General features: G+C 73.6%; 17 protein-coding genes and 2 tRNA genes. 7 read left to right on the top strand and 12 right to left on the bottom strand.

Annotation, left to right across the window (positions count from 1 at the left end; translation table 11 throughout):
• Positions 1-465: 465 nt before the first annotated feature.
• Entirely contained in the window at positions 466-1344 is an 879-nt protein-coding gene (locus tag ACZ5Y0_RS23110; protein ID WP_469130568.1) for a DUF2797 domain-containing protein, read from the bottom strand.
• Positions 1265-1687, bottom strand: a complete 423-nt coding sequence (locus ACZ5Y0_RS23105; RefSeq protein ID WP_469130567.1) for an HGxxPAAW family protein — start codon at positions 1685-1687, stop codon at positions 1265-1267. Before ACZ5Y0_RS23105 ends, ACZ5Y0_RS23110 begins: the two co-directional genes overlap by 80 nt.
• Positions 1688-1804: 117 nt before the next feature.
• Here ACZ5Y0_RS23105 and ACZ5Y0_RS23100 point away from each other — a divergent pair, with 117 nt between their 5' ends.
• A complete protein-coding gene (locus ACZ5Y0_RS23100) occupies positions 1805-2281 on the top strand; it encodes a MarR family winged helix-turn-helix transcriptional regulator (RefSeq protein WP_469130566.1) in 477 nt (158 codons plus the stop codon).
• 226 nt (positions 2282-2507) lie between these two features.
• Here ACZ5Y0_RS23100 and ACZ5Y0_RS23095 read toward each other — a convergent pair whose 3' ends face one another.
• Positions 2508-3053, bottom strand: coding sequence for a YciI family protein (locus ACZ5Y0_RS23095; RefSeq protein ID WP_469130565.1), 546 nt, complete (start codon positions 3051-3053; stop codon positions 2508-2510).
• Between the two features lie 285 nt (positions 3054-3338).
• Between ACZ5Y0_RS23095 and ACZ5Y0_RS23090 the strand changes: the two genes are divergently transcribed.
• On the top strand, positions 3339-3482 hold the full coding sequence (locus tag ACZ5Y0_RS23090) for a hypothetical protein (protein WP_469130564.1): 144 nt from the start codon (positions 3339-3341) through the stop codon (positions 3480-3482).
• A gap of 182 nt (positions 3483-3664) precedes the next feature.
• On the top strand, positions 3665-3943 hold the full coding sequence (locus ACZ5Y0_RS23085) for a hypothetical protein (RefSeq protein ID WP_469130563.1): 279 nt from the start codon (positions 3665-3667) through the stop codon (positions 3941-3943).
• A 302-nt stretch (positions 3944-4245) separates the two neighbouring features.
• On the opposite strand, the gene ACZ5Y0_RS23080 is transcribed toward ACZ5Y0_RS23085, so the two are convergent.
• The 3 genes from ACZ5Y0_RS23080 to ACZ5Y0_RS23070 form a co-directional block, all read right to left on the bottom strand.
• Positions 4246-4467, bottom strand: a complete 222-nt coding sequence (locus ACZ5Y0_RS23080; RefSeq protein ID WP_383240552.1) for a hypothetical protein — start codon at positions 4465-4467, stop codon at positions 4246-4248.
• A 177-nt stretch (positions 4468-4644) separates the two neighbouring features.
• Positions 4645-4717: transfer RNA gene (locus tag ACZ5Y0_RS23075), tRNA-Arg, on the bottom strand.
• A 206-nt stretch (positions 4718-4923) separates the two neighbouring features.
• Positions 4924-5014: transfer RNA gene (locus ACZ5Y0_RS23070), tRNA-Ser, on the bottom strand.
• A 156-nt stretch (positions 5015-5170) separates the two neighbouring features.
• Here ACZ5Y0_RS23070 and ACZ5Y0_RS23065 point away from each other — a divergent pair.
• Positions 5171-5698 carry an SSI family serine proteinase inhibitor gene (locus ACZ5Y0_RS23065; protein ID WP_469130562.1) on the top strand — a complete coding sequence of 176 codons (528 nt, stop codon included), beginning with the start codon at positions 5171-5173 and terminating at the stop codon, positions 5696-5698.
• A gap of 351 nt (positions 5699-6049) precedes the next feature.
• Positions 6050-10471 carry a PAS domain-containing protein gene (locus tag ACZ5Y0_RS23060; protein WP_469130561.1) on the top strand — a complete coding sequence of 1474 codons (4422 nt, stop codon included), beginning with the start codon at positions 6050-6052 and terminating at the stop codon, positions 10469-10471.
• A gap of 16 nt (positions 10472-10487) precedes the next feature.
• Here the strand turns inward: ACZ5Y0_RS23060 and ACZ5Y0_RS23055 are convergent, their stop codons facing one another.
• Positions 10488-11081 carry a TetR/AcrR family transcriptional regulator gene (locus tag ACZ5Y0_RS23055; protein WP_469130560.1) on the bottom strand — a complete coding sequence of 198 codons (594 nt, stop codon included), beginning with the start codon at positions 11079-11081 and terminating at the stop codon, positions 10488-10490.
• A gap of 128 nt (positions 11082-11209) precedes the next feature.
• On the opposite strand from ACZ5Y0_RS23055, the gene ACZ5Y0_RS23050 reads away from it, so the two are divergent.
• On the top strand, positions 11210-12415 hold the full coding sequence (locus tag ACZ5Y0_RS23050; protein ID WP_469130559.1) for an MFS transporter: 1206 nt from the start codon (positions 11210-11212) through the stop codon (positions 12413-12415).
• A gap of 112 nt (positions 12416-12527) precedes the next feature.
• Here the strand turns inward: ACZ5Y0_RS23050 and ACZ5Y0_RS23045 are convergent, their stop codons facing one another.
• From ACZ5Y0_RS23045 to ACZ5Y0_RS23025, 5 genes are all read right to left on the bottom strand, one after another.
• On the bottom strand, positions 12528-14171 hold the full coding sequence (locus ACZ5Y0_RS23045; RefSeq protein WP_469130581.1) for a long-chain fatty acid--CoA ligase: 1644 nt from the start codon (positions 14169-14171) through the stop codon (positions 12528-12530).
• A gap of 155 nt (positions 14172-14326) precedes the next feature.
• Positions 14327-14875, bottom strand: a complete 549-nt coding sequence (locus ACZ5Y0_RS23040; RefSeq protein WP_469130558.1) for a SigE family RNA polymerase sigma factor — start codon at positions 14873-14875, stop codon at positions 14327-14329.
• Between the two features lie 182 nt (positions 14876-15057).
• Positions 15058-16224, bottom strand: a complete 1167-nt coding sequence (locus tag ACZ5Y0_RS23035; RefSeq protein ID WP_469130557.1) for a lipid-transfer protein — start codon at positions 16222-16224, stop codon at positions 15058-15060.
• On the bottom strand, positions 16221-16646 hold the full coding sequence (locus tag ACZ5Y0_RS23030) for a MaoC/PaaZ C-terminal domain-containing protein (RefSeq protein ID WP_469130556.1): 426 nt from the start codon (positions 16644-16646) through the stop codon (positions 16221-16223). Before ACZ5Y0_RS23030 ends, ACZ5Y0_RS23035 begins: the two co-directional genes overlap by 4 nt.
• Positions 16643-17563, bottom strand: coding sequence for a bifunctional MaoC family dehydratase N-terminal/OB-fold nucleic acid binding domain-containing protein (locus tag ACZ5Y0_RS23025; protein WP_469130555.1), 921 nt, complete (start codon positions 17561-17563; stop codon positions 16643-16645). Before ACZ5Y0_RS23025 ends, ACZ5Y0_RS23030 begins: the two co-directional genes overlap by 4 nt.
• Before the next feature lie 298 nt (positions 17564-17861).
• Between ACZ5Y0_RS23025 and ACZ5Y0_RS23020 the strand changes: the two genes are divergently transcribed.
• Entirely contained in the window at positions 17862-18791 is a 930-nt protein-coding gene (locus tag ACZ5Y0_RS23020; RefSeq protein ID WP_469130554.1) for a bifunctional DNA primase/polymerase, read from the top strand.
• Positions 18792-18883: the final 92 nt, after the last annotated feature.

The following is an 18883-nucleotide window of genomic DNA, read 5'->3' as shown; positions in this document are numbered from 1 at the left end:
GGAAACCAGGCAACTACCTGGCCTTTCTCGGGCTGGCAGCAGCTCTCTGCTGCTACAAACGATTCCTCAAACTGACCATGTAGGACACGCTCTTAGCCCTTGGTCGGGCGGCCGGCACGGTCCTGTGGAGTGTCTGACTCCGCAGAAGGTCCGCGGGAGTTCCTGGAGGTTCCTGTGAGTTCCTTGAGCACACGCCCCTGCCCCGCGCCGGTTGCGGGGGCCGGTCCGGTGTGCGGTGGCGGTACGTCCCACCCGCATCGAGCGGGACCGGGCAGTCCGACGAGCCACTCCCCGAGGAGACGGCTGGACTCGGCGGACCGCTCCTGCTGGATCCGGTGTCCGCAGCCGTGCGTTATGCCACGGTGTGACCGCGGGCGGGCCGCCGGCGGCGCGGGGCGCGCGCGTTCGGGCGGTCCGTACGTCCGCGCGTGCCCCGCGCCGAACGCCGTACCCGCCCTGGCCCCCTCAGAACAACTCGTCCTGGAGGTGTCCCGCCGACTTCCTGAACTCCCGCACCGGCACGCTCACTTCGTCCACCGCATCGGCCGGGACCAGATCCCAGCCCCGCATCAGCCGGGTGTCCAGCACGACGGCTCCGGTCGCCGTCGCCAGATGCAGATCCGGTCCGGCGGCGGCGACCAGCTCCCCGCTCACCACACCCCCGGCGACCAGCTCGCTCACCGCGCCGACGGCCGCCGGCGCCCCCGCCAGCCCGAAGACCCTCACATGGTCGACGGCCCGGAAGGGCTCCCGCGTCAACGACTCGGGCCAGCCGCTCAGTCCGACCGCCTTCGCATGCAGGTCACCGATCTCACGCGTCCGTTCGCCCTCCCGCACCGGCAACTCGGCCCGGACGGCACGCTTCTCGGCGTACGGGATGCGGTCCGGGACGCGCAGGGCGGCCCGCAGCAGTTCCTCCGTGCGCCGGGCGGCCATCAGGGGGCCGGTGCCGAGCCAGCTGAAGGACACGGCTCCCTGCTCCAGCAGCCGCGCCGGACCCCGCTCGGCCGCGGTGATCCCGACCTTCACCAGCCTCGGCCCGAACCAGGCCAGGTACACGCGGTACGGCCGCGGGTCGTCGGCGATGCCGTCAGCGGCGACGGAGTGCGCCCGGTCCAGCCGCCCGCACTCCTCGCAGCGCGCTCCCGTACTGCGCGCGGGCACCGCCGCCCGCACCGGGCAGGCATGTCCCCGAGCCCCCGAACATGCCCGCACCCCTCCTTCCGCGATGCCGAAGGCCACCCGCTTCCCCCACGACAGCGGGCTACGACGCCCCCCGTCCCACATCAGCTCGGGCCCCGCTCCCGACCAGCGCAGCCCCGCGCACTTCCATGCCTGTGCCATCACCCACAACGGTAGGCGCCGCCACTGACAACGTCCCCTCGGCCGCCACCCGCCCGCGCCCCGCGAGCCGGCATCCCAGGCAGCCGGGGTGACCGGCCCGCGCTTCCGTGTCCCGCACCCGCATGCCCCACTCGGCCGGCGGCCGCACACCCGGCGGTTTGCCCCACCCGGACAGGTGCAGCATCCACGTGACCAGCGCGCTCAGAGCCACGACCGCGAGTCCCGCCCCCAGCAGGACCCCGGACACGACGCACACCCCGACACCCGCCACCGAGGTGCCGACGGTGGCGATCGCCACCCCGGTCCACCCCGCGACCGTATGGCCTTCGTCGTACAGATCCATGGAACCCCTCACGATCTAAGAAGTTTAGGCAGCTAACATCTTACAAGGTAAGAGAAAGCGAAAGCAGATAACAAGGAGCCAGCAGAAACTCGACCGCAGAGGGAGCACCGTCCCGCGATGACCGTCCAGCCACCCCGTCCCCCCGCCACCCCCGCACAGGCACTGTCGGCGATGGACGACCTCATCGCGGCCAGCCTGGTCGGCCAGCAGGAGATGGCCCAGCGCCTGGGTCTGAACGTCACCGACCTGACCTGTTTCGCCTATGTCATCCAGGCCGGCGAGGACCTCCTCACCGCGGGCGACCTCGCGACCCGCGTCCACGTCACCACGGGTGCGGTGACCGGCATCCTCAACCGCCTGGAACGCGCGGGGTACGTCACCCGCCGCCCCGACCCGCAGGACCGCCGCCGCGTCCGCGTGGCCGCGGAACCCGACGCCGTGGCCCGGGTGTACACCCTGTACGAGCCCTACTACGCCCGGCTGAACACCCTGTTCGCCGACTACTCCCCCGAGGAGATCGCCGTCCTCACGGACTGGTTCACGCGCGCGACCACCCTCGCGAACGCCTATCGGGAGGAGCTGCGCGAGCCGTGACGCAGACGCACGCGGGAGCCGCTCCGCCACCAGGCACGAGAGCCGGGCCGACGTCGGGAACCGGGGACCAGTTCGTCGCCCCGGCCTCGCTCATCGCCGTCCTCCACGCCTGCCACGCTGGACGTCGTCATCCGCCGGCGCCCCGCCGGGGACTTCCGGCCGGGCCGGTTCGGCTGACCCGGCCGAGGGGGCCTGAGGGCGGTGCGCGACGGCCGTCCGGGACCGTTCAGGACGGCCGCCCTCCGAACTCCCACTCGTGGACCTCGATGCCGGCGTACCGGTCCGGGGTCAGGACGGCACGTGCCGCGTCCGGGCCCGACGCCCGGACCAGCGCCGCCGTCCCGAGCCAGGCGCCGCCGTCGTCGGACAGCAGCGGCCCGTACGCGATCAGCTCGTCGCGCTCGTCCGGTACGTCGAGATCGGCGGCCTCTCCCACGCCGAGTCCGAGGACCAGGTACCGCTCGCCCCCGTCCCGGCCGCCGGGGAAGTCCCACATCGTGCGTCCCAGCAGGTTGCGCCACCGCCGCAGCATCACGTCCCGGTAGGCACCGGCCTGGTAGTTGGGCTCGTCCAACGCGAACGCTCGGGCGGCGGCCGGGTCCGGCAGATCGAGGATGTGCACGCTGCCGGTGAGCACGCCCTCGTCGAAGACCGGCCCACGGGCGATCATTTCCGCCTCGTACCGGTCCATGTAGGCCCAGTGCTCCTCCACCAACTCGGCGCGCAGCGCGAGAGAGCCGGGTCGGTCACGGTGATGACAGAAGAACTCCATGCGGCCAGTCTCGGCCAGTCCCCCGACGGCCGAGGACGATCCGGCGGATCTCGCCGGACCAGACCGGACCGGAACAGGACCGGCGGACCGGACTTGGAGCGGACCTGTCCCTGCCGGGCGGCGCCGCAGGCGGCCGACCGCTCGGCCTCCTCGGCGGAGTCGACCGGCGCCTGCGCAGCGGACGCCTCGGCAAGGGCGACGTGCTCCGCCCCTCTCGGGGCCGACCACGGCCACGATCAGCTCGGCACGAACGCAGTGGACCTCCGCACCGAGCATGCCGGCCCCGTGACCACGGCCCTGCTGATCGCCGGCGTCCTGGTGCCGGCCGTCGCCGCGCTGGACCGCGCCGCCTCGGACACCGTCGGCGTCGTGAGCGGCCGACGGGAGCGGAGTCGTGCGGGAAGGGGATCGACCGAGCCACCGGAATGATCACGGAGGAGCTGGGAGCCGGCGCGGGGAGGCTCCCCGGACACCTCGTGCCGCCATGCTCGACGACGGGCGCACCACGCACCGTCCCGCCGCGACCGCACGAGGGCGTGTGGGAGCCGCGATCCTGCTCGACACCAGGTGGGCTGCCACGGGAGGCCGACGCGCGTCTGACGCGGGCGCCGGTGGGCTCAGCGGCGCCGGTGCTGTCGCACCGGTCCACGGCGCCGGTCCGGGTCGACGACGTCGTCACCCGCGTGCGGAGCGCCATCGCGGCCGGCACCGCTCCGGAGATCGCCAAGGGCGTGATCGTCGGGCACAGGGGCGTCGGGGTCGGTGAGGCGGTGCGTCACCCGACCCACTGCGTCCGCCCGTACCGGGGGAGTCTCGCCGACACGGCCCACGCCATGGCGGGCCGCACCAGGGACCCGACCGTCATCACCGGTGACCGGCACGGTTCGTGAGGCCGGGATGCTCCAGGTGAGGACTAGCCGGCCCTGCGACGCCGAGCCGTACTGGGCTCGGGGGTGAACTCCGGCCCGTCCTCGGGCGGGAAGTTCTCGTTCTCCATGAAGTCCCCGAGGTCTGCGAGGTCTCCGAAGTCCGGTGCCTGGAAGGGGTTCGCCGTCGGAGGCGGCGATGTCGTGGTGGCACTGCGCGGCGCCCCTTCCGGAGCGGAGAACAGCGAGGTCGAGTCGATGAGAGGACTCCCATTCGTTACAGGTCTGTGAGGAAGCTGGTGTGCCGTGACCGGGCACGGCGCGTTCTACAGCTTGGTCAGCTTGGGGTACGGGCTGAGGATCCGCTGTTGTGCCGAGCCGAAATCCACGAGGACCGCGATTCCCTCCTCGATGCCGATCACCCGGCCGAGGCCGTACATGTCGTGCGTGACCTGGTCACCCACGGCGAACTCCTTGGGCGGCGGCGCGACCGGGGCCTTGAAGGGGCTGGTGGGCAAATAGCGCTTCGATGCAGCAGGCTTTGTCATTGCCTCCAGTATGCGCCTGCCCGCAACCCCCTGGCAGCGCTCGAACGCGTCTTCTGTCCACCGGAGGGCTTCCGGCGACGGGCGTCGCCCCGGAACCGGGACCGCCGGCAACCGCGGCCGCATCGACGTCGATCCAACGCGAGAGGCCCCGGATCTCTCCGGGGCCTCTCGTCCGTGTGCACTCGGCAGGATTCGAACCTGCAACCTTCTGATCCGTAGTCAGATGCTCTATCCGTTAAGCTACGAGTGCTTGTTCTTCTTCTGTTTTTCTGCCTTCGCTCCCGGCCCTTCCGGCCCGCTCGCGGCGACAGGAAGAACATTACATGACTGCCGCCGCCATGTGAAATCCGATTCCCATACCGCTTGTGACCTGCGAGAAGGCCTGTTCTGGGGGTTCGGGAGGGGACCGGCAACGACGAAGCCCCGGTCGCGGAGGACCGGGGCTTCGTCGTCGAGCGGAGGCGGAGGGATTTGAACCCTCGATGGGATTGAAGTCCCAAACCGCATTAGCAGTGCGGCGCCATAGACCGGACTAGGCGACGCCTCCACACAGCCGCTCACGTGTGTGCGAGTGGCGCGTGCAGATGATGACACAGTCGAGCGTCGTGTCACCAATCGGCGTCCACGGTACTAGGCGGGCGGCCCGCAGGGCAAAGGCATTCGACGGGCGGAACGTCACCGGTGGCGGGGCGTTAGACAGGTCATGGTCCAGGTCACACCGCTCCGGCGGCTCGTACTCACTCTCTCCGCCGCCTCCGCCGTAGCCGTCGCGGGCTCACTGGGCGCGGGTTCCGCCACCGCCCATGCCGCACCCGACGCGGCCCGGTCACCCCTCGCGCCGCCACCCCTCGCGCCGCCACCCGTCCGCGACGAGGACCGGCCGCCCGCCGGCGATCACCTCACCGTGACGGTCCGGGGCGCGGGCGAGGGCGCCGACGGGACGTTCGCGGTGCGCTGCCACCCGGACCACGGGGAGCATCCGGACGTGTCGGGGGCCTGCGCCGCCGTGGACCGCAACACCCGGTGGGGGAAGGATCCCTTCGCGCCCGTGCCGGAGGGCAGCGTGTGCACCATGCGGTACGGCGGTCCGGCCACCGCGCACGTCACCGGCCGGTGGGCCGGGCGACCCGTCGACACGACGTTCGAGCGGGGCAACGGATGTCACATCGAGCGCTGGGACCGGCTCGTGCCGCTGCTGCCCGAGGTGGGACGGGCGCCTGCCCACCCCTGACAGGGGTCGCGGGCGGTTCCCCGACGGGGAGCGCCGGGCGGTCGACCGGGTTCCGTTCCGCGGCCGTCCGAGGAGGCCCGCCGGGGCGGCGCCGCCGGTCTGCCCGCGCCCCGTGGACGGGTACGGATTATCCGTGGCGAAAGCACCGGTCGCGTAGATGTCACGCGAAGGTCCCGCGAAAGAGGGACGGGCGGTCATACGTTCTGTGTCACTTCGTCGTGCGAGCTGCCTCTCATCCGGCGCCGCGAGCACGACCCCAGCCCTTAGACTCCCTCGCGTGACACGCCGCGGGACGGTTGGCAGTATGGCCCGAGCGGTCGGCAAGGTGCGGTAACAGGGAGGAAGCGACTCGTGAGCAGCAGGCCATCCCGAGGCGCTGCTCGCCTCGCAGCCATACTCGACGCACTGCCCGACGCGTTGGTCCTGGTCAACGCCAACGGAACGGTCGTCAACGCGAACACCATCGCGCTGGAGGCGTTCGAGACGCCGGGCACCGCCCTCGTCGGGCGCGGACTGCTCGATCTCCTGCCGGAGTTCGACTCCAAGCTCATCCCCGGCTCGATGCGGCGCCCGGACCACATGGATCCGCGCGGCCGGACCAAGCCCACGCGGATGGTCGCCCGGCGCACCGACGGCACCGAGTTCCCCGTCGAGGTCACCAGCGCCAACCTCGAGAACGGTCAGCAGGCCTACGACAGCCACGGCTACGCCAACGACGAGCTGTTGATGCTCGTCGTACGCGACCTGTCGGGCACCGTCGACACCGAGGCCGAGCTGGCCCGGTCGCAGCGGCAGACCGAGATGATCCTGCGGGCCGCGTCGGAGGGCGTCGTCGGCACCGACACCGACGGGCGGATCGTGCTCGTCAACCCGGCCGCCGCCCAGACCCTCGGATACCGGGCGAGCGACCTCGGCGGCAAGGAGCTGCACACCCTCGTCCTGCACTCCCGCGCCGACGGCTCCCCCTTCCCCTACGACGAGTCGCCGCTCGCCGACACCCTGCGCTCCGGGCGCAAGCACCGGGTGCGCGGGCAGGTTCTGTGGTCCAAGAGCGGGGACAAGGTGTCGGTCGACCTGACGACCGCGCCCGTGCGGGACGGCGACCAACTCGTCGGCGCCGTCATGACCTTCACCGACCGGCGGCCGTACGACTCCCTCGCCGAGGAGAAGGACGCCGTCGAGAAGCGGCATCGGGACGAGCTGGAGCGGCTCTCCGACGAGCACGCCTCCGACCTCACCGCGCTGCGCCAGCAGCACGTCGCCGAGCTGGAGGAGCTGCGCGAGCGGCACGAGGAGGAGCTGGCGGCCGGCGAGGAGCGCTACGCGGCGCTGGGCGAGCGGGAGAAGGACCGGTACGAGGCCCTCGCCGCCCGGTACGACCAGTTGCTGACCCTCCTCGGCGGGTCGCTGCGCGGCCCCCTGGACGAACTGCGCCGCGAACTGTCCGCCCTCGCCGCCGACGACGCCGGGCAGCTGTGGCCCGAGGCCAACCAGGTCCTGCACCACCTGTCGGCCGGATACGCCCGCATCACCACCCTCATCGACAACGTCCTCGCCTACCAGCGCCTGGACACCGGCGGCGAGGCCGTCACCCGTACGAAGGTGATGCTCGACGCCGTCGTCGCCGCGGGTGTGGACGGCGCCGTGGAGCTGGTCGGGCCCGGCCGGGTCCAGTTCGCCGTGCACGCGCCGCCCATCGAGGCCGAGGTCGACGCGCGGCTCCTCGCGACCGCGCTCGCCCACCTCGTCGCCGACGTGGCGGGCGTCGACGCCACCGGCAACGCGCCCGTCTCGGCCGGCGGTTACATGGACAACACGGTCGTCGTGGCCGCCGCCCAGCGCGGCGAGGTCGTCCGCATCGAGGTGCGCGGCCCCTACGCCGGCGGAGACCCGGTGCACGAGCCCATCGTGCGCGGGATCGTGCGGGCACACGGCGGCGTCCTCCAGACGCACGAGGTGCCGGGCATGAGCGGCAGCGCGTACGTCCTGGAGGTCCCGTTGGGCGGTGGCGCGGGCGCCGTCGCCGCTCCCGCCGCCGGGTCCGCCGTCGCACTGCCGGCCGGTTCGCCGGGCGGGGCCGCGGAGGCGGCCGACGACATGGCCGCCGGTGACGCGGCGGACGAGCGGAACTCGGTCGCGGGGCGGCGGCGGGCCCGGCGGTCCTCCGTGGACGCCTTCCTGGAGAGCGGGGTTCCGGGCGCGGCGCCCGTCGGTGCCGAGGCCGAGGCCGCGGGGCCGACCGGTCGACGCCGTCGGCGTGGCCCGGCCGAGGACCTGCCGGCCCTGGCCCCCGCCGAGGAGGCGGACGCCTCCGGCGGAACCGGCCGACGGCGCGCACGGACCGCCGAACCCGCCGAGTCCGGCCCGGACGCCGGGGTGAGCGAGGGTGCCGTGGTCACGGCCGCCGAGCACGCGGCGGGCACCGCCGCCTCGGGGACGGGACTCGGCGGCACCGTTCCACCGCAGGGCGTACCGGCGCCGAGCGGACGGCGGGCCCGGCGCGACGGCGACGAACCGCAGGCCGCCCTGCCGCCCGCCCTGCCCGCGGTGGCGGGCACTCCGGTGCCGGCGGAGGGTGCGGAACAGCCGACGGGACGCCGCCGGCGTGCCCTGGCGGCCGCGAACGAACGCGCCGCCGCGCAGGAGTCCGAGCCCCGTACGGTGTTCGCCCTGCCGCCCGCGGAGGCGGACCGCTCGACCGACGCGGCGGTGGGCGCGGCGCAGGAAGTGGGGCAGGTTCCGGGGCAGCAGGGACCGGTGCCGGTCGCTCCCGTCGCTCCCGTTCCGGGGCAGGAAGCCGTCCCTGTTCCCGGTCCCCTTCCCGCTCCCGTCCCCCCTGCTGCTCCCGTTCCCGGGCAGGCTCAGGTGCCCGGACAGGCGGCGCCCGACGACTCGCTGATCGACCTCGGCCGGCACGACGCCGTGCCGCACGGCCAAGCCGACGACCACACGCCGCCACAGCCGCACCCCACCGCCGCGCCCACGGGCCGTCGGCGGCGGGCCGTCGGCCAGCCGGTGCCGACGGCGGAGACGGAGGGCGTTCCGGCCGCCACTGTTCCGGCGCAGGCCCAGGCCCCTCAGGTACCGGCCCCTCAGGTACCGGCAACCCAGGTACCGGTGGCCCAGGTGCAGGGGACGATGCCCGCACCCGCCGCGCCCGTACAGGTCGCCCCGCAGCTGCCGCTTCCGGCGCAGCCCCTGCCCGGTCAGCCGGATCCCGCGCAGCCGCTGCCCGGTCAGCCGGCCGCCGGTCAGCCCGTCGTTCCCGGCCCGCCGAACCCGGCCGCACCGGCCCCCCGGACCGCACCGAACGTGCCTGGACAGGCCGGCGTCCCCGCACCGGCCCCGCCCGTCGGATCGCTCCCCGCCCACACAGCCGTCCCGGCGACACCGACCCCCGGTTCGGGCACCCCGCTGCCGCCCGAGGCGGCCACGGCACAGCCGCGGGTGGCTCAGCCCCTGCCCGCCGAGACGGCGACGGCCCCGACCGTCGACCCCAACTCCACCCAGGGCCGCGCGATCAGCGTGCGGACGCTGGGCCAGGGCGTGCCCTTCACCCGGCAGGCCGCTCAGGTGCAGCAGACGCATCAGGCCCCGCAGGCCCAGCGGTCGCAGCAGGCCCCGCAAGTCCCGCAGCCCGCCCAGCCCACGACCGCACCCTCCCCCTCCGCCACTCCCGCCCCGCACCACCCGAACGGCTCGGGGCGGCGCCGCAAGCTGGGCACGCGACCCGACCCGGCGGCCGGGCAGGAGCAGGCGGCCCGTCCGCATCCGACGGCCGAGCAGGCCGCCGTACCGCAGACACCGGCGGCACCGGGCGCGCCCGTCGCGCATCCCTCACTCGGCGGCCAGTCGCTTCCCGGACAGCCGATGGCCGGGCAGTCCATGGCCGGGCAGTCGCGGATCGCGCCCGGGACCGAGGGGGCCGGGCGGTCGTACGCCATAGGGGCACCGGACAAGAACGCCGCAGAAGGGCCCGAGCCGCTGGACGGGCCGGGCGGGGCCGTCGAGGTCCCCGATCCGCCGCGGCCCCAGCCGATGGACGCCGAACTGCCGCCGGAGCCGCTGGACAACCCCCGTCGGCTGCTGGTGTGGCCGGCTCCGGACGTCAGTACGCAGCAGGCGCTCAGCGACCGCGGCTACCGGCCGGTGATCGTGCACTCGCGCGAGGAGGTCGACGCGCAGATCGCCGCCTTCCCGGCCGCGCTGTTCGTCGACCCCCTGACCGGGCCGATCACCCGGACCGCGTTGCAGTCGCTGCGCCAGGCGGCGGTGGCCGCGGAGGTCCCGGTGCTGGTCACGGCCGGGCTGGGGCAGGCGACGCGCGAAGCGGCGTACGGCGCCGATCCCGCTGTCCTGCTGAAGGCACTCGCGCCGCGGGACAGTGAGCAGCATCCGCCGCGGGTGCTGCTGATCGAGGAGCACGCGGAGATCGCGCTGGCGCTGACGGCGACGCTGGAGCGGCGCGGGATGCAGGTCGCGCGGGCGGCCAGCGACGCCGACGCGGTCACCCTGGCCGGGCAGTTGCGGCCGAACCTGGTGGTGATGGACCTGATGCAGGTGCACCGGGGTCAGGCCGGGATCGTCGACTGGCTCCGGGCGAACCGGCAGCTCAACCGCACGCCGCTGGTCGTCTACACGGCCGCCGTCGACCAGGCCGACCTGCCCCGGCTGGCCTCCGGCGAGACGGTCCTGTTCCTCGCGGAACGCTCCACCAGCGCGGAGGTCCAGGTCCGGATCGTCGACCTGCTGGCGCGTATCGGTACCAACTGACGGACGAACGTCCCCTTCAGGGCCGGGTGACCAGCCTGCGGGCCGCTTCCTTGACCGAGGCGCGCAGGCGGTCGCGGTCGGGGGCGTCCGCGCCGACCAGGATGCGGCTCATCTGGGGGACGACGGTCGCCCAGTTGACGAGCGCGACCAGCAGGAACAGCAGGTCGCGGGCGGGGATCGCGTCATCGATGACCCCGCGGTCCTGGCCGTCCTGGACGGCGGCGACCTTGCGGGCGTAGTGCTCCTGCCGTTCGGGCTCGTCGGGGAGTTCGGCGGTGCCGTACTCGATGCCCTCCCAATAAAGGAGCCGCAGGAGCTCGGGGTGGGCGGCGTGGTAGTCCATCAGCCGGTCCACCCAGCCGTCGACGTCGTCGGGGTCGACGGGGACGGCGGCGGCGAGGTCGACCATGCAGCGGCCGAGGACCTGGGTGAACAGCTCCCCCTTGTTGCCGAAATAGGCGTAGATCAGCTGCTTGTTGGCCTTGGCCTCGGCGGCGATGCGGTCGATGCGGGCGCCCGCGATGCCGTACCGGGCGAACTCGGCGACCGCCGCTTCGAAGATCCGCGCCTTGGTGGCCTCGGGGTCGCGGGGGGTCCTGGTCGTTGCCATGGAGACATCGTAACGGCGCGGCAACCAACTGGTTGGTTGACAGGGAAGGACGGGCGGTCGAGACTGTTCATCCAGCGTTCCAACCAAATGGTTAGTTGTTAGAGTCGGCTCGAAGGAGCGCCTCCGCCATGCCGTCCGCAGTCACCGTCAGGCAGCAACCGACCGAGGCCCTCAGTCGGGCCCGGCTCGCCGACCGCCTGTTCCTCCCCCTCATCGCCCTCTGCACCGCGGTCACCGCCGCCAACATCTACGTGGCCGCCCCGCTGCTCCCCCTCATCGCCCACGACTTCGGCACCGCGCCCTCGGCCGTCGCCTGGATCGCCTCCGTCGCCCAGTTCGGCTACGCGGCCGGCCTCCTCTTCTTCGCCCCGCTCGGCGACCGCGTGAACCGCCGCCCGCTCGTCGCGGCCCTCTCACTGGTCACCATGGTGGCGCTGGCCGCCGGTGCCGCGGCCGCCGGCACGACCGCGCTCGCGGCCGCCGTGTTCATCGCCTCGGCCGCCACCGTCGTGCCGCAGCTCCTGGTGCCGCTGGTCGCCGAACGCGCCCCCGCCCACCACCGCGCCCGGCACGTCGCCGCCGTGATCGCCGGCCTCTTCACGGGCGTCGTCGCCGCCCGCGTCCTCGGCGGACTCGCCGGACAGGCCTTCGGCTGGCGCGCGGTGTTCCTCGGCGCGGCCGGCCTCACGGCGGTCCTCGGCCTGGTCACCGCCGCCGTCCTGCCCGCCGAACACCGCCGCCCCCGCGAGGGCGGCCTCTTCTCCGGACTGCGCGCCATGCCCGGCCTGGTGCGCCGGTCGCCCGACCTGTGGCGGGCGTGCGTGCGGCAGGCGGGCATGTACGGCGCCTGGAGCGCGCTGTGGACCTCGCTGGCCCTGCTCCTGACGGGCCGCTCGTACGGCCTCTACACCGCGACCGCCGGCCTCTTCGGCCTGTTCGGCCTGGCGGCCAGCGTCGTCGCCCCGCTGGCCGGCGGCCTGGTCGACCGCTTCGGCGCGGCGAAGGTGGTCCGCAACGCGTATCTGCTGGCCGCCGTGTCCGTGCCGCTGTTCTGGCTCGGCGGTCAGGTGATGGTCGCGCTGTTCGTCGCCGCGATCGTGATCCACATGGCCCTCGTCGCCTCCCACGTCGCCAACCAGACCCTCGCCCTCACCACCACCGACGCCCCGGCCACCGCCAACAGCGCCTATGTCGTGGCGGGCTTCGCCGGGGGCGCCACGGCCTCAGCCCTGGCCGGCCTCGCCTTCGCCCACTTCGGCTGGACCGGCGTGGTCGCCGTCGCGGGGGTGTGGCTGGTCGTGGGGTGGGGGAGTACGGCGGCGAGGCGGGCGTAGGGCAGCGGCCCACTGCGGCGAAGCGGGCCGGGGCAGCCGCCCGGCCTGCCCCTCAGGCGCAGCCGCCCGCCCGGTAGGGGCCGCCAGGTTCCCTGCCGGGCGGGCGGGTGGGTCAGAGCCGGGTGACGTCCAGGTCACCCGCCGCGTACTGCCTGCGCAGCACCTTTTTGTCGAACTTGCCCACGCTCGTCTTCGGAACCGCCTCGACGATCGTCCAGCGCTCCGGGAGTTGCCACCTGGCCACGCCGCCCTCGGCGGCGAGGAAGTCGCGCAGGGACGCGAAGTCGGCGGTGGCGCCCTCCTTCAGGACGACCGTGGCCAGCGGGCGCTCCCCCCACCTGTCGTCGGGGACGGCGACGACGGCCGCCTCGGCGACGGCCGGGTGGGCCATCAGCGCGTTCTCCAGATCCACCGAAGAGATCCACTCGCCGCCGGACTTGATGACGTCCTTGGCGCGGTCGGTGAGCGTGAGGAAGCCGTCCGCGGAGATGGTGCCGACGTCGCCCGTCTTCAGCCAGCCGTCCTCGCTGAACTTGTCGGCGGGGCGCAGGGGTTCCTCGCCGGGGCCGTTGTAGTAGGCACCGGCGATCCACGGACCGCGGACCTCCAGCTCGCCCGCGGACTCCCCGTCCCAGGGGAGACGTTCGCCACCGGGGCCGGTGAGGCGGGCCTCGACCCCGGCCGGGAAACGGCCCTGGGTCAGGCGGTACCCGAACTCCGCGTCCGTGCCGACCGCGGCGGCCGGCGGGCGGGCGATGGTGCCCAGCGGGGAGGTCTCGGTCATGCCCCAGGCGTGGCAGACCCGCATGCCGAGCTGGTCGAAGGCCTCCATGAGGGACGGCGGGCAGGCCGAGCCGCCGATGGTCACCTGGGTGAGGGAGGAGACGTCCCGCGGCTTGGCGGTCAGCTCGGCCAGCAGGCCCTGCCAGATGGTGGGGACCGCGGCGGCGTGGGTCGGCTTCTCGCTCTCGATCATCTCGGCGAGGGGCGAGGGCTGGAGGAAGCGGTCCGGCATCAGCATGTTCACGCCGGTCATGAAGGTGGCGTGCGGCAGGCCCCAGGCGTTGACGTGGAACTGCGGCACGACGACCAGTGAGGTGTCCTGGTCGGTCAGACCCATCGACTGGGCCATGTTGACCTGCATGGAGTGCAGGTAGATCGAACGGTGGCTGTAGACCACGCCCTTGGGGTCGCCGGTCGTGCCGGAGGTGTAGCACATGGCGGCGGCCTGGCGTTCGTCCAGCTCGGGCCAGTCGTAGACGGTCGGCTTCCCGGCGATCAGGTCCTCGTACTCGTGCACCCGCGCACTCGCGCCCGCGAGGAGCGAGCGGTCGCCGGGGCCGGTCACGACCACGTGCTCGACCGTCCTGAGGTGCGGGAGCAGCGGGGCCAGCAGCGGCAGCAGCGAGCCGTTGGCGATGACGACCCTGTCGGCCGCGTGGTTGACGATCCACACCAGCTGCTCGGCGGGCAGCCGCAGGTTGAGGGTGTGCAGCACCGCGCCCATGGAGGGGATCGCGAAGTAGGCCTCGACATGCTCGGCGTTGTTCCAGGCGAGGGTCGCGACCCTGTCGTCGCCGGTGACGCCGAGGTCCTCGCGCAGGGCGTGCGCCAGCTGGGCCGCTCGGGCGCCGATCTCGGCGTAGGTGCGGCGCTGCGGCTCGCCCTCGCCGGTCCAGGTGGTCACCCGCGACGAGCCGTGGATCGTCGACCCGTGCGTCAGGATCCTCGAGATCAGCAGCGGTACGTCCTGCATGGTGCTCAGCACGGCGTCCTCCCAGGTGCGGCGACATTGCCTACGCGGTGGTAACGGTCGCGCTGATTCTGCGCACATACCGCGCGGTATGTCACTAGGGAGCGAGGATCGATCAGGTCACGGCGAGTTCCACGCCCGACCGCGACTCGGTCCCGCTATCGCACGACGTCCAGCTCAGGGTCCTCGCGGAGCTTGCCGAGCGCGCGCGACACCGCCGACTTCACCGTGCCGACCGAGACGCCGAGCACCTCCGCCGTCTGCGCCTCGCTGAGATCCTCGTAGTACCTGAGGACGACCATCGCCCGCTGCCGGGCGGGCAGCTTCGTGATCGCCCGCCACATGGCGTCGTGCAGCGCCTGCCTCTCGGCCGGGTCGTCGTCACCGGGCCGCGGCTCCGGCTCCGGCAGCTCCTCGCAGGCGAACTCGTCGACCTTGCGCTTGCGCCACTGGGAGGTGCGCGTGTTCAGCAGGGCCCGGCGGACATAGCCGTCGAGCGCCCGGTGGTCCTCGATCCGCTCCCACGCGACATAGGTCTTGGCCAGCGCGGTCTGTAGCAGGTCCTCGGCATCGCACGGGTTGGCGGTCAGCGACCGGGCGGTACGCAGCAGCACCGGCTGCCGGGCGCTGACGTACGACGCGAAGGACGGGTACGGAGAAGGCCGCGTCTTGCCGTTCGAAGCGCGGGTGCAGACGGGTGTGGTCATGGCTCCACGCTAGGTTCGGACCCGGCTCCGGCGGATCGGCCGCAGGTGCCGAAGGCGAGTCCGCCTCAGGTTGTAGGGGTGGTGCCGGCTCCACCTCCTGAAGGTGGACGGGGCGACACCGCCCACTGCGGGATCGCCCCTGGGGGCCGGATGCCGGCGGCGCCCGGACACCCGGTCCCGGCTCAGCCGTCGGCGGCGAGTACCAGGCCCGAGGTCGGCACCCCGGTCCCCGCCGTGACCAGGGCGCGGGCCGCGCCCGGCACCTGGTTCACGGACGTGCCGCGCAGCTGTCGTACGGCTTCCGCGATGCCGTTCATGCCGTGCAGGTAGGCCTCGCCGAGCTGGCCGCCGTGGGTGTTGAGCGGCAGGCGGTCCTCGGCGACGAACGCGGCCGCCTCGCCCGGCGCGCAGAAGCCGAACTCCTCCAGCTGCGTGAGCACGAACGGCGTGAAGTGGTCGTACAGGATCCCCACGTCGATGTCGGCGGGCGCGAGCCCCGACGTCCGCCACAGCTGGCGGGCGACCACCGCCGCCTCCGGCAGGCCCGTCAGGTCGTCGCGGTAGAAGCTCGTCATCTGCTCCTGGGCCCGACCGGCTCCCTGGGCGGCCGCGGCGACCACGGCCGGCGGACGCGGCAGATCGCGAGCCCGCTCCACCGAGGTCACCACCAGCGCCTGGCCGCCGTCGGTCTCCTGACAGCAGTCCAGCAGCCGCAGCGGCTCGGCGATCCAGCGGGAGGCCGCGTGGTCGGCGAGGGTGATGGGCCGGCCGTGGAAGTACGCCGCCGGGTTCGCCGCGGCGTGTCTGCGGGCCGTGACGGCCACCTGTCCGAACGCCTCCGGGGTCAGCCCGTACGCGTGCAGGTAGCGCTGCGCCGCCATCGCCACCCAGGAGGCCGGGGTGAGCAGCCCGAACGGCAGCGTCCAGCCGAGTGCCGCGCCCTCCGCCGACGGCTCCCGCTGCCGGACCCCGGAGCCGAAGCGGCGGCCCGACCGCTCGTTGAAGGCGCGGTAGCAGACGACGACCTCGGCCACCCCGGCCGCGATCGCCAGCGCCGCCTGCTGCACGGTCGCGCAGGCCGCCCCGCCGCCGTAGTGGACGCGGGAGAAGAAGGACAGCTCCCCCATACCGCAGGCCTGCGCCACCGTGATCTCCGGGCTGGTGTCCATCGTGAACGTCACCATCCCGTCCACGTCCGCCGGCCGCAGCCCCGCGTCGTCCAGCGCCGCCCGCACCGCCTCCGCCGCCAGCCGCAGCTCGCTGCGCCCCGAGTCCTTGGAGAACTCCGTCGCCCCGATCCCGGCGATCGCCGCCCGCCCGCCCAGGCCGTCCCGCGTCCGCACGCTCACCGGGCCTCCGCCCGCCGTGCCCCGGGGACGGTGACCGTGACCGTGCCGGTGACGTGCCGCCCGATACCGTTGTCCCCGGTCACCCGCACCACCGCCGTGTCCCCGTCGGCCTCCTCGACGGTGCCCCTCAGCACCATCGTGTCGCCCGGGTGGTTGGGCGCCCCGAGCCGGATGGCGACCCTGCGCAGCACCGCCGTCGGTCCGAAGTGGTCGGTGACGTAGCGGCCGACCAGGCCGTTGGTGGTGAGGATGTTCATGAAGATGTCGGGGGAGCCCTTGGCCCTGGCCGCCTCGGGGTCGTGGTGTACGTCCTGGTAGTCACGGGAGGCCACGGCCCCCGCGATGATCAGCGTGCGGGTGATCGCCACCTCCAGCGGGGCCAACTCGTCCCCGGCCCGCGCGCGGCCGGCACCGGCGCTCACGCGGCCGTCCCGTGGAAGACCGGCAGCACCAGATCCGCGTCGTAGCGCCGGAACCCGAGCCGCACCGGCATCCCGATGCGCACCTTGTCGTACGGCACCCCGACCACGTCGCTCACGATCCGCACCCCCTCGGCGAGTTCGATCAGACCGACCGCGTGGGGCGGGGAGAAGGCCGGGAGGGGCGGGTGGTGCATGACGACGTACGAATAGACGGTCCCCTCGCCGCACGCCTCGACCGTGTCCCACTCCCGCGCCCCGCAGCTTCCGCATCCCGGCAGCCAGGGGAACCGAAGGGCAGCGCAGGCGACGCAGCGCTGGATGAGGAGCCGGCGGCGGCGCACACCCTCCCAGAAGCCGGCGTTGTCCCGGTTGATCACCGGGCGGGGGCGGCGCTCCTTCGGCTCCCGGTGCGCCGGGGCGTACTTGAGGATGCGGAAGCGGTGGACGCCGGCCGGCTGCCCCGCCACGCGCACCTGCGTGCGGGTCGTGACGAAGTACCCGGTGCCGAGCTTCGTCGTCTTGCGGCCGGAGACCGACTCGATCACGGTGTCGAAGGTGATCTCGTCGCCGGGGCGCAGGGGGCGGACGTACTCCTGCTCGCAGTCGGTGGCCACCACGGCCGTGCAGCCCACCTCGTCGAGGAGCGCGAGCAGTTCCTCATAGGCCGGCGCGCGCCCCGCGTGGCCACCGAGGCCGCTCATCGTCCAGGCCTGGAGCATGGTCGGCGGGGCGATGGCGTCAGTGCCGGTGTAGGCCGGGTTGGTGTCGCCGAGCGCCTCGCACCAGTGGCGGATCATGGGCGCGTTGACCGGGTCGCGGCCCGTTCCGGCGGTGGCGGCGGGCCGGCCTTCATAGGCCTTCAGACGCGTCTCCAGCACGTCGTCCGACGCCTCCGGCACTTCTTCCGTGTCGCTCATCGCTCACCACCAACGCCCGTTCGGCCAGGGCTTGCTGACTGTCCGTCAGATCGGTGCGACTGTCAAGGTCGTCCGCCTTCTTCCGCACGCGCGCGAACGCCTGCGCGGCGGCGCCGAGGCACCGCCCCCCTCACCGAGCCCACCGGCACGAAGGGGCCTGGCCGGAGCGCCGGCCTCTCGGATCACCCCCGAGCCCACCGGAGGCGAAGCGTTCCGGCCGCATTTCCGGTTTCCGGCCGATCCCTCCGCCCTCGACCCCCCTCTTCCCTTTTTCGAACGTACATACGAAAATGAAGCCATGGCCACCACCGACCGGTACCCCCGGCAGGCCACCACGCCGGCCCTCGCCCACGCCCTGTCGGCCGCCGAACGCGGCCTGGCCGTCATCCCCCTGTCCCGGACCAAGCTCCCGGCCCTGCGCTCCCCCCACCGCGACGACCCCGCGGCCCCGCCCTGCCACGGCGAGTGCGGCCGGCCGGGGCACGGGGTGTACGACGCCGACACCGACCCCGCGCGCATCCGCGATCTGTTCGCCGCCGCCCCCTGGTCGACCGGCTACGGCATCGCCTGCGGACTCCCCCCGCACCACCTGATCGGCGTCGACCTGGACACCAAGTCCGGCACCGACGCCACCACCGCCCTGCGCGAACTCTCCCGGCGCCACCTCTTCACCATCCCGCCCACGGTCGTCGTCCTCACCCCCTCCGGCGGCCGACACCTCTGGCTCACCGGCCCCGCGGACCTCGTCGTCCCCAACTCGGCCGGCCGCCTCGCGCCCGGCATCGACATCCGCGGCGCCGGCGGCTACCTCGTCGGCCCCGGTTCGCGCACGGACCACGGCGTGTACGTCACCGCCCCCGGCACCGGCCACCTCGTCCCCGCCCCGTGCCCCCGCGCTCTCCTGCGCCTGCTCCTCCCCCCACCCCGTGTCCCCCGATCCACGACCCCGGCAGCGAGCGGCGCCCACGGCCGCGGTCTCGTCCAGTTCGTCCTCGCGGCGCACCGGGGGCAGCGCAACACCCGCCTGTACTGGGCGGCCTGCCGGGCCTACGAGGACGGCATCGGCGAAGCCCTCCGCGAAACCCTGATCGACGCGGCCGTCCGCACCGGCCTGGCGCCCCGGGAGGCCCGCTCGACCCTGGCCTCGGCAGCCCGCATGACCCACGCCCACCCCCAGCCATGCCCCGACGTGCCGCACCAAGGCCCGGGGCCCGAGAGGCCACAGTGACGGGGGAACACGGAAGGGGTGCCACTTGGGAGAGTGGCACCCCTTCCGGCCGACGGCTCCGTGCGGCCCGGGGAACGAGCGCGGGGAGCGGG

This window comes from Streptomyces sp. NPDC033216 (assembly GCF_055577115.1).
The sequence above is the reverse complement of the archived record's forward strand: the minus strand, read 5'-3'. Positions and strand labels throughout refer to the sequence as shown.

Excerpts from the sequence above, each read along its gene's own strand:
- ACZ5Y0_RS23110 (WP_469130568.1), bottom strand. The coding sequence starts at position 1,344 with ATGGCACAGGCATGGAAGTGCGCGGGGCTGCGCTGGTCGGGAGCGGGG.
- ACZ5Y0_RS23105 (WP_469130567.1), bottom strand. The coding sequence starts at position 1,687 with ATGGATCTGTACGACGAAGGCCATACGGTCGCGGGGTGGACCGGGGTG.
- ACZ5Y0_RS23100 (WP_469130566.1), top strand. The coding sequence starts at position 1,805 with ATGACCGTCCAGCCACCCCGTCCCCCCGCCACCCCCGCACAGGCACTG.
- ACZ5Y0_RS23095 (WP_469130565.1), bottom strand. The coding sequence starts at position 3,053 with ATGGAGTTCTTCTGTCATCACCGTGACCGACCCGGCTCTCTCGCGCTG.
- ACZ5Y0_RS23080 (WP_383240552.1), bottom strand. The coding sequence starts at position 4,467 with ATGACAAAGCCTGCTGCATCGAAGCGCTATTTGCCCACCAGCCCCTTC.
- ACZ5Y0_RS23065 (WP_469130562.1), top strand. The coding sequence starts at position 5,171 with ATGGTCCAGGTCACACCGCTCCGGCGGCTCGTACTCACTCTCTCCGCC.
- ACZ5Y0_RS23055 (WP_469130560.1), bottom strand. The coding sequence starts at position 11,081 with ATGGCAACGACCAGGACCCCCCGCGACCCCGAGGCCACCAAGGCGCGG.
- ACZ5Y0_RS23050 (WP_469130559.1), top strand. The coding sequence starts at position 11,210 with ATGCCGTCCGCAGTCACCGTCAGGCAGCAACCGACCGAGGCCCTCAGT.
- ACZ5Y0_RS23045 (WP_469130581.1), bottom strand. The coding sequence starts at position 14,171 with ATGCAGGACGTACCGCTGCTGATCTCGAGGATCCTGACGCACGGGTCG.
- ACZ5Y0_RS23040 (WP_469130558.1), bottom strand. The coding sequence starts at position 14,875 with ATGACCACACCCGTCTGCACCCGCGCTTCGAACGGCAAGACGCGGCCT.
- ACZ5Y0_RS23025 (WP_469130555.1), bottom strand. The coding sequence starts at position 17,563 with ATGAGCGACACGGAAGAAGTGCCGGAGGCGTCGGACGACGTGCTGGAG.
- ACZ5Y0_RS23020 (WP_469130554.1), top strand. The coding sequence starts at position 17,862 with ATGGCCACCACCGACCGGTACCCCCGGCAGGCCACCACGCCGGCCCTC.